Below are 11,506 nucleotides of genomic sequence, written 5' to 3' on the forward strand. Positions count from 1 at the left end.
CGTTTACTCACTCTGCGAATTGTGCAAGGACGACCCCGATCGCCCCCCACTTTGGCAACTCAAGGGTCAACGCATCATCCATAACGAAGACGAACACGAGATCTATTTCGAGGACGCGACCCTCGAGATGTTCGGCGTACCCGTTGCATACTCCCCGTATTTTTCCGCACCCGATCCGACGGTCAAACGCCGCAGCGGATTCCTCACGCCGACCGGCGGCCATGACAACGAACTCGGCTATCTGTACCAGCAACCCTATTTCTGGGTCATCGACGATAGCAAGGACGCCACCATAGCGCCCATCTTCACCACGGAGTCGGGACAGGTCTTCTACGGACAGTATCGCCAACGCTGGGGAGACGGCCAACTCAGTCTGGCGGGAAGTATCACCTCTGCGCCGGCAATCAATTCGAGCGGGCAGAGCGAACCTGGCAATCAGGTTCGCGGCCATTTCGACGGGTCGGGCATCATCAACCTCGATGACAATTGGCGAACTGGCTTCGATGCGGTGCGCGAGACGGATGACACTTTCTTCCCGCGATACAAGATCCTCTACACGCCAACGACCGCGGTCCTCCAAGACAACGCATACCTCGAAGGTTTTTTCGGCCGGAGCTACACCGGACTGAACGCTTACGCCTTCCAGGATGTGCGACAGCAAGTCCAAATCAAGGATCTGCCGCTCGTGACGCCGGCCTACGAGTACAATTACGTGAGCGCGCCCGGCGAATACGGGGAGCGCTGGTCCCTTGATTTCGCGCCTTACAACATCTTGCGGGGGAGTGGACTCAATTCGAGACGGCTCTCGCAAACCAGCCAGTGGCAACTGCCCTACACGTCACCTTATGGCGATAGCCTCACATGGACGCTTTCGCTGCAGACCGACGGCTATTCGACGAGCAACAACGTCAATCCCAACAATCCCGCCCAGCAGGTGGCGAGCCAGGCCGGGCGCGCGCTCCCTCAGACGGAGCTTGACTGGCGCTATCCGTGGGTTCGGCGCGATGACGTTATCCAGGAGGTCATCGAGCCGCGCGTAGCGCTCATTGCCGGGCCCCAGGGCAAGAACAGCGTGGCAATTCCAAATGAGGATAGCCAGGATTTCCAATTCGACGACCAAAACCTCTTCCGTCTGAACCCGTTTCCAGGCACCGACCGGGTGGAAGGAGGCGAGCGCGTAGTGTACGGCGTAACCCTCGGCGCCTACGGCAACAAGGGGGGCAGCTCGACCGTCTTCATCGGCCAGCAATATCGCACGCATAACGATGAGACTTTCGATGGCGTGCAGGGTCTTCAGGACAAGCTATCGGATTACGTTGGGCGCGTTCAAATCAAGCCGGTCAGCTTTTTCGATTTGAATTACCGCTTCCTGCTCGATCACGAGAATTTGTCGCCCGAGCGCAATGAAATCGACGCGCATTTGAGCTTTCCACTGGTAAACCTCTACACAAATTACATCGATACGATCCAAAACGTGCCCGGAAGCGGCAACACCCCCGTCGATCAGATCACCATCGGCGGAAGCAGCCATATCGCAGACCACTGGTCGGTCGGCGGCAGCCTCCTGCGCGATCTCGTGTCCGGCGAATTCCGATATCAGAGCCTCAATGTCACCTATGACGACGAGTGCTTCACGCTTGTCGGCACGATTACGCGCAATTTCACGACCAATCGCGACATTTCTCCGGGCAACACCTTCCTGTTCCAGATCGTCTTCAAGAGCCTTGGGGAGTTTCGCGTCGGCGGCAGCGGCTAGTGCGGCTTTGAATCCGAAATTCGCTCACGGTTCCGCACCCGGATGTGGCGAAACGACAAATCCTTCGCCGACACCGTCCCGATAGGACCGGAAGCCGGTGCGGAGGTATTTGCGCGGCAACGACCAAGGGGATATAAGGTTTCATCGTATAACACAAATTGGACGCGCCAATTGTTCGGCCGAAATCTGAAAGCTGGTCTTTTCATCCTCTTGGCGATCGCCGCCATGGGTGTTGCTGCACCTGCACTGGCCCAACAGGAGCTTCAGCGCATCGCAGCCGTCGTTAACGACCAGGTCATTTCAATGTACGACCTGGCAGGCCGGATACGGCTCGTCACCATCTCGTCGAACCTTCAGGACACTGCCGAAACCCGCCAGCGCCTCGTGCCGCCCGTGCTGCGCACGTTGATCGACGAATCCCTCGAATTGCAGGAGGCCAAGCGCCTCAACATAACGATCTCGACGAACGAGATCGACGCGTCGATCGGTCGTATCGCCAAGCAGAACGACATGTCCGAGAAGCAGTTCCAAGATGTACTCCAGTCTCAAGGCGTTCCGCTCGCCGCACTGGTGGAGCAGGTTCGCGCGGGACTCGCTTGGAGCAAGATCATCAACCAGAAAATCCGGCCGACGGTCGAGATAGGCGACGATCAGGTGCAGGAATATCTCGACCGCCTGAAGGCGGACGCCGGCAAACCGCAGTACCGGCTCATGGAAATATTTCTTGGCGTCGACAATCAGCAGCAGGACGATGAGGTGCGCAGGACGGCCGACCGGCTCGCCGAACAAATCAAGGGCGGCGCCAATTTCGCTGCCATCGCCCGTCAATTTTCCCAAAGTGCCACCGCCGCGGTGGGCGGCGATCTCGGCTGGGTGCAAGAGGGCTCGCTCGATCCTGAACTGGAAAAGGTGGCGACCTCTATGACTGTGGGCCAGCTTTCTCCGCCGGTCCGGACGGTCAGCGGCTATTATCTTCTGCTCCTGCGCGACCGCCGCCAGACAGGTGCGGCGTCGGACGACGTCGAATTGGATTTCGAGCACCTGTTCCTGCCCGCCCCGAAGAATGCTTCTCAAGCCGACCTCGAATCGCTCAAATCGACGGCGCAGAAAGTCTCCGATAATGCAAAGAGCTGCGAGGAATTCGTTGACCTGCGAAAGCAGGTGGCGGACGCGCGCGTTGTGTTGCCGCAAAAAGTCAACGCCAGGGATCTTTCGCCCAATCTGCGTGACATCGCCCTCAAACTGCCGCCCAACAAGGCGAGCGATCCGGTTTTCGTGAATGATGGCGTCTTCGTCATGATGGTGTGCGAGCGCTCCACCGAGGGCAGCTTGCCAAGCGTCGACGAAGTGCGTAACCGCCTCGGTCAAGAGAAGCTCGACTTGCTTACGCGGCGTTATTTGCGCGACCTGCGCACATCGGCCTACGTCGACGTCCGGGCATGAGCGAAGCGGACCAGCTCGCTCCGCTCGCCCTCACGATGGGCGAACCGGCCGGTATTTCCGGGGAGCTGACGATACAAGCCTGGCTCGAGCGGCAAGCACAAGCGCTACCCGCATTTTTCGCGATCGACGACCCGGACCGGCTCGAACGCATCGCCCGCAATCTCGGATTGAACGCACCGCTACGGGCCGTGGCGTCGCCCGAGGAGGCTGCGGACGCGTTTGCAAGTGAGCTCCCGGTCATGGCGGAGCCGCTCAGCCAGCCGGTCGCCGCTGGCAGACCCGATCCGAGAAACGGCGAGGCGATACTCTCCTCGATTCGCCGCGCCGTCGAATTTGCCCTCGGCGGGCGGGCGGGCGCCGTCGTAACGAGCCCCATCCATAAGAAGAGCCTATACGACGCGGGATTTCGATATCCCGGGCACACCGAGTTTTTGGCTTCACTGGTGGACGGCGTACCGATGCCGGTGATGATGCTGGTGGTGCCCACCTTGCGTGTTGTGCCGGTGACGATCCACATGCCACTCGCGCGTGCCGTCTCGGAACTCACGACCGACGCTATCGTCCATTGCGGCCGCGTGACTGCAGCGGCCCTCACGCGCGACTTCGCGATCCCAAAACCGGTACTCGCCGTCGCGGGCCTCAATCCCCATGCCGGCGAATCCGGAGCACTGGGCCGCGAGGAGATTCAAACGATTGCACCGGCGGTCAAGGCGCTCAGCGCTGAGGGCATCATGGCGGTTGGACCGCTCCCTGCCGATACGCTATTCCATCCACGGGCGCGCGCGCGCTACAATGCCGCACTCTGCATGTATCACGACCAGGCCTTGATTCCCCTCAAGACCATCGATTTCGACCACGGTGTCAACGTGACGCTCGGCTTGCCGTTCGTGCGCACCTCACCCGATCACGGTACGGCCCTCGAGATCGCAGGCAAGGGCTTGGCCAATCCGGCTAGCCTGATCGCCGCGATCAAGCTCGCCGGCGAGGTGGCCGCACGCCGCGCTGCGGCAGGGAATGCGCGATCGGCGCCAGCACTCGCCTGACTTGCCGGCGGCCGGGCCTCGATTGCCGCCACTGCGCGAGGTCATTGCGCGCCATGCCCTCGACGCACGCAAGGGCCTCGGTCAGCACTTCCTCCTCGACATGAACCTCACCCGCCGGATCGCGCGCGCTGCTGGCGATCTCGGCCGTGGGACGACGATTGAAATCGGGCCGGGCCCCGGAGGGCTCACTCGCGCGCTGCTCGAGCTCGGTGCTGACAGCGTGCTCGCGATCGAGCGGGACGAACGGTGCGTTGCAGCCTTGGCCGAACTTGGAGCCGCCTACCCCGGACGGCTCGAGATTATCGCGGGCGACGCGCTTGAGATTGATCTGACGGCACTCGGGGTTTCGCCGCGCCGGATTGTTGCCAATTTGCCTTACAATATATCGACACCGCTGCTGACGCGCTGGCTCACCCAGGCGACGGCTTACGAGACGATGACGCTCATGTTCCAGCGCGAGGTTGCAGATCGCCTTGCCGCCGATCCGGGCAGTAAGAATTACGGCAGGCTGAGCGTGCTGACCCAATGGCTTTGCGACGTGGCGCTGCTTTTCCATGTCGCCAAGGAGGCATTCGTCCCGCGCCCGAGGGTAACCTCGACGGTCGTCCGTCTCACGCCACGGCCAGCACCGCGCGCCCCGGCATTGCAATGGGCCCTGGAGGAGGTAACCGCCGCTGCCTTCGGCCAACGGCGCAAAATGCTTCGCTCCAGCCTCAAAAGCCTCGGCGTGAACGCGTTTGCCTTGCTGGCCCTTGCCAAGATCGAGGAGACCCGGCGTGCCGAGGAGATCGACGTCGCCGGCTTTTGCGCACTGGCGCGGGCCTATGCGCGCCTCAAAGAACCCCCTGCGCCGAACCTCAGCGCCCCTGCCTGAGTCTATTCACGAAATCGACCAAGCCGATCTGCCGCTCTCGCCGCAAGCGTTCGGCCTGCAGAATCGCCTCCACCTTGGCGACGCTATCGTCCAGGGCAACGTTGGTGACGATGTAGTCGTATTCGGGCCAATGGCTCATCTCGTCAGCCGCCTTCGACATGCGGGATGCAACGATTTCGGCGCTGTCTTGCGCGCGGGATTTGAGACGACGCTCCAGTTCCGCGGTGCTGGGCGGCAGAATGAACACGCTGACGAGATCGCTGCGCGCGTTCTCGCGCAGCTGCTGGGTGCCTTGCCAGTCGATGTCGAACAGCACGTCGAGGCCAGCGCCGAGGGCCTTTTCGACGGGTGCGCGCGGCGTGCCGTAATAATGGTCGAACACTTTCGCATGCTCGAGTAGCTTGCCCCGCTCGACCAGCTCGCGGAACGCAGTCTTGTCGATGAAGTTGTAATCGACTCCCGAGACTTCGCCGCGCCGGCGCGGGCGTGTCGTCACCGATACCGACATGATGAGGTTCGGGTCGCGCGCCATGAGGCGGCGCGAAATGGTGGTCTTGCCCGCACCCGAAGGCGACGACAGGACGAGCATCAGGCCGCGGCGTTTTACTTCGATTGCCTCCATCGACTTTCACTCGACGTTTTGAACCTGCTCCCTGAATTGCTCGATGGTCGCCTTGAGATCGAGGCCGAGCCTCGTCAGGGCTACGTCGGATGCCTTCGAACAAAGTGTGTTGGCTTCTCGGTTGAATTCTTGACAGAGGAAATCGAGGCGCCGGCCGATCGCCTCATGCGAGACCAGGAGTTCGCGCGCAGCCGCGATGTGCGCTTTCAGCCGGTCAAGTTCTTCGCGCACATCGGCCTTCGCGGCGATGAGGGCAAGCTCCTGGGCGAGTCGCTCTTCCGGCAGAATTGACTCTGCGCCGAGGAGCGCTGCGACCTGTTCCTTGATGCGAGCCTTAATCGCGTCGGGGCGCAGGACCGCAAGCGACTCCGCGGCGGTCGTCAAGCGCGCGATCTCGTCGAGATGTGCGGCGAGCACCGTGGCCAAGCGTGCGCCCTCGGATTCGCGGGCCGCGATGAGGTTGTCGAGCGCCTCAACCAAGCTTGCCAAGACAGCCTCCGCCCGCCGCTCCGCCGCCGCCTCGTCGGAGTCGTCCTCGATCTGTTCGACGACGCCGCGGACGGTAAGGATTGTGTCGAGGCGCGGAGGGGCCGGCGCAATTCGAGTTGTAAAATCCTCGTGCAGCGAGAGCAGCTCATCAATCAGATCGCGGTTGATGCGCCACCCGGCAGCCCCCGAAACGCGGCTCAAAATCAACGAGACCGTCAGCGAACCGCGTTTCAGGCGCCCGATCGCCAGGCCGCGCGCTTGGGCCTCAAGCCGGTCATACCCGACCGGAAACCGAAAGCGCATGTCGAGGGAGCGGCCATTGACGCTCTTGACTTCCCAGGTCCAGCTCGTGGCCTCGTCATGGCCGACGGCGCGGGCGAATCCGGTCATGCTCGAAATTGCCAAGAAACCCCTGCCCTTTGTAGACGAACCGACCCAGTACCCACTATATCTGGCGGCGGGATTCGCAACAAGCGCATCGACGGTTGCAAAGAGGAGGCCATGCGCGACCCGCAGCATATCCTGATAACGGGCGGCAGCAGTGGGATCGGCGAGGCGTTGGCCTACGCCTACGCCGCCCCGACCGTGCGCATCGCCCTTTCCGGGCGCGACGCAGCGCGGCTAGAGGCCGTTGCGTCGGCTTGTCGCGCCAAGGGTGCGCGCGTCTCGGTAGCCGCAATCGACGTGACCGACGGCGCCGCGATGGCAAGCTGGATCGCAACCCAAAATGAAGCGCTCCCCCTCGATCTCGTAATTGCGAACGCCGGCGTTTCGGCGGGAACGGCGCGCGGTGGCGAAAGCGTTGCGCAGGCGCGGCTCATCTTCGCAATCAACCTCGATGGCGCGATCAACACAGTGCATCCTGCAATCGCATGTATGGCCGGACGTCGACGGGGCCAAATCGCGATCATGAGTTCCCTCGCCGCATTCCGCGGCTTTGCGGGTGCTCCGGCCTATTCCGCGAGCAAGGCGGCCGTGCGCGTTTATGGCGAGGCACTTCGCACGAGGCTGCGCGGCAAAGGGATCGAGGTCTCTGTAATCTGTCCCGGCTTCGTGCGCAGCCGCATGACGGCCGGCAACAACTTTCCCATGCCGCTTCTGATGGATGCGGATCGCGCCGCGGCAATTATCAAGCGCCAACTCGCCCGCAACAAATCGCGAATTGCGTTTCCGTGGCCCCTATATTTGGCCGCTTGGCTTCTTGCGACGCTGCCACCCGCGCTCACGGATCGGTGGATGGTGAAGCTGCCCGAGAAGGCTTCCGCAAGAACGGAGCCGCCGGCCGCTCCTTCGAGTTAATCGGATTTACCGCTCTCGCCCTGCTGAGCCTGGCGCAGCTTGGCGACGTTCTTGTTGTGCTCGGGAAGGGTGCGCGCGAATGCGTGCCCGCCCGCACCGTCCGCGACAAAGTAAAGATCGTCGCTCTCGGCGGGATGAAGGACCGCCACGATAGCCGCCTTGCCAGGATTGGCGATCGGCCCCGGCGGCAGTCCATCGTTCTGATACGTGTTGTAGCGACTCTGCACGTCGAGATCGGCGTGAACGAGCGGCCGCCCGAGCGCGCCCCGCCCATCCGTCAGGGCATAGAGGACCGTAGGGTCCGACTGAAGCCGCATATGATTGCGCAGTCGATTGAGAAATACCGCCGCAATGTGCGGGCGTTCGTCCGACTTGGCGGTCTCCTTCTCGACGATCGATGCGAGAGTGAGGGCTTCCTCCTCGCTGTGCAATTCAAGATCGGGCGCGCGATCCTTCCATAACTGATCGAGCGTCTCGCTCATCGCCTTCTTCATTCGCGCGACCATGTCCTCTCGCGCGTCGCCCCAGGCGTAATTGTATGTCTCCGGAAGGAGGGCGCCTTCCTTGAGGGATTCCCTGACCGTCCCCTCGAGGCCGTCGGCGTGCGCGAGCAAATCGATCACCTGGACATTCGTGAGACCCTCGGCGATCGTCAAATGGCGCACCACCGGCTTTGCGTGGAGCAGCACATCGATCGCGTCCCGTATGCTTGCATTGGCCGGAAAAAGATACTCGCCCGCACGCAAGGCGCGTCGCTCGCCGACGAGCTCCACCGCAAGCGAGAAGGTTCGCGCGTCACGGATAACCCCATCCTTCAAGAGGACAGCCGCGATGCCCTCAGCGCCAAGACCCTTGGGAATGACGAACGCCGCGGCACTTTGCAGGGGTCCCGCCGAGATGAAGAGACGGTAAGCCCAGGCTGAAACACCCACCGCGGCCACGAGAAGCACGATCGAGGCAATCATCAGATAACGCATGGTACGCATTCGATGCCTCTCGGCAGCGCTTAGGGCGCCGGGCCGAAAACCAATGACGCATTGGTGCCACCGAACCCGAAGGAGTTCGAGAGCGCATATCTGACCCGACGCTCTTTTGCCTTATGGGGCACCAGGTCGATGTCGCAGCCATCCGAGGGATTGTCGAGGTTGCGCGTGGGCGGGACCACGCTGTCGCGCATAGCGAGGATCGAGAAAATCGCCTCCACACTGCCCGCGGCGCCAAGAAGGTGGCCGATCGCCGATTTGGTTGACGACATGCTCAGCTTGTACGCGGCATCGCCGAAAAGCCGCTTGACCGCATTGAGCTCGATCTCGTCGCCGAGAGGGGTCGAAGTCCCATGTGCGTTCACATAGTCGATTTGGTTCGGCTCGAGTTCTGCACTCTTTATCGCGTTGCGCATCGCGCGATAGCCGCCATTCCCATCCGGTGCGGGGGCCGTTATGTGATAGGCATCGCCCGACATGCCGTATCCCACCACTTCGGCGTAGATTTTGGCGCCGCGCTTCTTGGCGTGTTCAAGTTCTTCGAGCACCACGATCCCGGCCCCTTCGCCCATCACGAATCCGTCGCGATCTTTGTCCCACGGTCGAGAGGCCGCCGGCGGATTGTCGTTGAAAGCAGTCGAGAGAGCGCGCGCCGCGGCAAACCCCGCGAGTCCGATGCGGCACACGGCGGCCTCGGCCCCACCCGCAACCATCACGTCCGCATCTTCAAGTCCTATGATCCGCGAGGCATCGCCGATCGCGTGAGCACCGGTCGAACAGGCGGTTACAACCGCATGATTGGGTCCCTTGAAACCATAGCGGATCGAAATATGGCCGGAAGCGAGATTGATGAGGCAGGATGGGATGAAGAAGGGGCTCACCCGCCGCGGGCCCTTCTCCTGAAGGAGAAGTGCCGTACTTGCGATCCCGTCGAGCCCTCCGATCCCGGAGCCGATCATTACCCCGGTGCGCTCGCGCGCCTCCTCCTCGGTCGGCGCCCAGCCGGAATCCTCGACGGCTTGGACGGCAGCGGCCATCGCGTAGACGATGAATGGCTCGACCTTGCGCTGATCCTTTGGCGCCATCCAGTCGTCGGCGTTGAAGAGACCGGAGGCGGTCTCGCCCCGCGGCACTTGTCCCGCGATCTTGCAGGGCATGTCCGACACGTCGAAATCCTGGATCGCCCGAATGCCCGATTGGCCGTCGATCAGGCGCTCCCACACCGGCCTCACGCCACAACCGAGCGGCGTAACCAAGCCCAGGCCGGTGACGACCACACGTCTCATTGGGATACCCACTCTAAGTTGTCGCGCACGTGCGGAAGGCGATCCGGCTCATCCGTCGAGAGTGCCGAGCGGGCTCAGCCGTGCTGTTCGATGAATTGGATCGCATCCTTGACGGTGACGATCTTTTCGGCCGCTTCGTCTGGGATTTCGCACCCAAATTCCTCTTCGAAGGCCATCACCAGCTCGACCGTGTCGAGACTATCCGCGCCCAGATCGTCGATGAAGCTCGCTGCTTCCGTCACCTTGGCCTCGTCGACCCCGAGGTGTTCGACGACGATCTTCTTCACGCGCTCCGCAACGTCACTCATTTTTACAACCCTCGTTGTCCACGGTTGCCTCGTAGGGAGCCGTGGGAAATGAACCCTCCCCGCCATGTCCTTCGCAATGCCGGCTCCGGCGCGAAAGCGGGCCTCTCTAACACACTTTCGGGGGGCTTGGCCAGCCACTCTGGCGCCGTCTCGCCGGGGCCCGGAATGCGCCTTAGAGCATGACCAATCCGCCGTTCACATGCAAGGTTTGACCGGTGATGTAACCGGCTTCCTCCGAAGCCAGGAAGGCGACCGACGCGGCCACGTCGGCCGGTGTTCCGAGTCGGCCAAGTGCCACGCGACTCAGGATCGCCTCGCGCTGCTTGTCGGTCAGGGCTTTGGTCATGGCTGTGTCGATGACCCCGGGGGCGACGCAATTCGCCGTGATGTTCCGGGGGGCCATCTCCGCCGCAAGCGATTTCGTGAACCCGACGAGCCCCGCCTTCGACGCCACGTAATTCGCCTGGCCCGGATTGCCAGTCGAGCCCACGACGGAGCCGATATTGATTACCCGTCCCCATCGCTTTTTCATCATGCCGCGCAAACTTGCGCGCGTGAGGCGGAACGTGGCCGTGAGATTGATCTCGAGCACCTTGAGCCAATCCGCATCGGTCATGCGCACGAGCAGCATGTCGCGCGTTATTCCCGCATTATTGACGAGAATGTCGATCGAGCCCATCGCACTTTCGGCCGATTTGACGAGGGCATCGATGCTCGCGGGATCGTCGAGCTTGCAAGCAAACGCAAAGGTCCGGTCGCGGAGCCCGCTCTTGAGCGCTTCGAGTGCGTCGACCCGGGTGCCCGAAACGGACACGGTTGCACCCTGGGCGTGAAGCGCCCTCGCGATCGCGTCGCCGATGCCCCCGGTAGCACCCGTGACGAGTGCGGTTTTGCCTGCAAGCTCGAACAAGACGTCCTCCCGAGACAGGAAGCTAAAGGGTTTTCAGGAACGCCTCGACATCGGCCGGCGTGTGAACCGAAACGGCCCCGAGTTCCCGTGCTATCCGGCGCGTGAGGCCTGTCAGCACCTTGCCCACGCCGACCTCGATCAAACGGTCAACGCCGCGCTCCTGCATGGCCAGCACGCATTCGCGCCAGCGCACGCGGCTCGTCACTTGCTCGACCAGCAGATTCCGGATCGCAAGCGGGTCGCTTACGGGCGAAGCGGTCACGTTCGCGATGAGGGGTACCACGGGCGCTTCGAGCATGACCTTGCTGAGCGCATCCGCCATTGCGTCGGCCGCAGGCTTCATCAAGGAACAATGGAAGGGTGCGCTTACCGGCAACATCATCGCGCGCAAACCTTCATCGGACGCAAGCTTCGCCGCCCGTTCGACCGCCGCTTTGTCGCCGCTCACGACGACTTGGCCGGGCGCATTGTCATTGGCGACGGCGCAAACGTC

General features: G+C 62.4%; 12 protein-coding genes. 5 read left to right on the forward strand and 7 right to left on the reverse strand.

What is annotated here, in order from left to right:
* From lptD to rsmA, 4 genes are all read left to right on the forward strand, one after another.
* A partial coding sequence (gene lptD, locus VEJ16_07305; protein ID HYB09461.1) for an LPS assembly protein LptD occupies positions 1-1,756 on the forward strand: 1,756 nt, incomplete at its 5' end.
* Between the two features lie 171 nt (positions 1,757-1,927).
* Positions 1,928-3,199, forward strand: coding sequence for a peptidylprolyl isomerase (locus VEJ16_07310; GenBank protein HYB09462.1), 1,272 nt, complete (start codon positions 1,928-1,930; stop codon positions 3,197-3,199).
* A complete protein-coding gene (pdxA, locus tag VEJ16_07315; protein HYB09463.1) occupies positions 3,196-4,242 on the forward strand; it encodes a 4-hydroxythreonine-4-phosphate dehydrogenase PdxA in 1,047 nt (348 codons plus the stop codon). Before VEJ16_07310 ends, pdxA begins: the two co-directional genes overlap by 4 nt.
* A complete protein-coding gene (rsmA, locus tag VEJ16_07320) occupies positions 4,214-5,116 on the forward strand; it encodes a 16S rRNA (adenine(1518)-N(6)/adenine(1519)-N(6))-dimethyltransferase RsmA (protein HYB09464.1) in 903 nt (300 codons plus the stop codon). Before pdxA ends, rsmA begins: the two co-directional genes overlap by 29 nt.
* Here the strand turns inward: rsmA and gmk are convergent.
* Together gmk and VEJ16_07330 are read right to left on the reverse strand one after the other, a co-directional pair.
* Positions 5,100-5,738, reverse strand: a complete 639-nt coding sequence (gene gmk, locus VEJ16_07325; protein HYB09465.1) for a guanylate kinase — start codon at positions 5,736-5,738, stop codon at positions 5,100-5,102. The two genes, rsmA and gmk, sit on opposite strands and share 17 nt — an antisense overlap.
* 6 nt (positions 5,739-5,744) lie before the next feature.
* Positions 5,745-6,617, reverse strand: coding sequence for a YicC/YloC family endoribonuclease (locus VEJ16_07330; protein ID HYB09466.1), 873 nt, complete (start codon positions 6,615-6,617; stop codon positions 5,745-5,747).
* Between the two features lie 111 nt (positions 6,618-6,728).
* Between VEJ16_07330 and VEJ16_07335 the strand changes: the two genes are divergently transcribed.
* Positions 6,729-7,526 (forward strand): SDR family NAD(P)-dependent oxidoreductase, encoded by a 798-nt coding sequence (locus VEJ16_07335; protein HYB09467.1) that lies wholly within the window; start codon positions 6,729-6,731, stop codon positions 7,524-7,526.
* Here VEJ16_07335 and mltG read toward each other — a convergent pair.
* The 5 genes from mltG to VEJ16_07360 form a co-directional block, all read right to left on the reverse strand.
* Positions 7,523-8,512, reverse strand: a complete 990-nt coding sequence (mltG, locus tag VEJ16_07340) for an endolytic transglycosylase MltG (GenBank protein ID HYB09468.1) — start codon at positions 8,510-8,512, stop codon at positions 7,523-7,525. The two genes, VEJ16_07335 and mltG, sit on opposite strands and share 4 nt — an antisense overlap.
* Before the next feature lie 20 nt (positions 8,513-8,532).
* Positions 8,533-9,795 carry a beta-ketoacyl-ACP synthase II gene (gene fabF / locus VEJ16_07345; protein HYB09469.1) on the reverse strand — a complete coding sequence of 421 codons (1,263 nt, stop codon included), beginning with the start codon at positions 9,793-9,795 and terminating at the stop codon, positions 8,533-8,535.
* A gap of 74 nt (positions 9,796-9,869) precedes the next feature.
* Positions 9,870-10,103 (reverse strand): acyl carrier protein, encoded by a 234-nt coding sequence (locus tag VEJ16_07350; GenBank protein ID HYB09470.1) that lies wholly within the window; start codon positions 10,101-10,103, stop codon positions 9,870-9,872.
* Positions 10,104-10,275: 172 nt separating this feature from the next.
* Positions 10,276-11,013, reverse strand: a complete 738-nt coding sequence (gene fabG, locus VEJ16_07355) for a 3-oxoacyl-[acyl-carrier-protein] reductase (protein HYB09471.1) — start codon at positions 11,011-11,013, stop codon at positions 10,276-10,278.
* A 22-nt stretch (positions 11,014-11,035) separates the two neighbouring features.
* Positions 11,036-11,506 (reverse strand): ACP S-malonyltransferase (locus tag VEJ16_07360; GenBank protein ID HYB09472.1); only part of this gene is annotated, 471 nt, incomplete at its 5' end.

It is taken from the genome of Alphaproteobacteria bacterium, from assembly GCA_035625915.1.
In the GTDB taxonomy this organism is placed as follows: Bacteria; Pseudomonadota; Alphaproteobacteria; order JACZXZ01; family JACZXZ01; genus DATDHA01.

Coding starts and splice junctions, on each gene's coding strand:
- pdxA (HYB09463.1), top strand. CDS start 3,196: ATGAGCGAAGCGGACCAGCTCGCTCCGCTCGCCCTCACGATGGGCGAA.
- rsmA (HYB09464.1), top strand. CDS start 4,214: ATGCGCGATCGGCGCCAGCACTCGCCTGACTTGCCGGCGGCCGGGCCT.
- gmk (HYB09465.1), bottom strand. CDS start 5,738: ATGGAGGCAATCGAAGTAAAACGCCGCGGCCTGATGCTCGTCCTGTCG.
- VEJ16_07330 (HYB09466.1), bottom strand. CDS start 6,617: ATGACCGGATTCGCCCGCGCCGTCGGCCATGACGAGGCCACGAGCTGG.
- VEJ16_07335 (HYB09467.1), top strand. CDS start 6,729: ATGCGCGACCCGCAGCATATCCTGATAACGGGCGGCAGCAGTGGGATC.
- mltG (HYB09468.1), bottom strand. CDS start 8,512: ATGCGTACCATGCGTTATCTGATGATTGCCTCGATCGTGCTTCTCGTG.
- fabF (HYB09469.1), bottom strand. CDS start 9,795: ATGAGACGTGTGGTCGTCACCGGCCTGGGCTTGGTTACGCCGCTCGGT.
- VEJ16_07350 (HYB09470.1), bottom strand. CDS start 10,103: ATGAGTGACGTTGCGGAGCGCGTGAAGAAGATCGTCGTCGAACACCTC.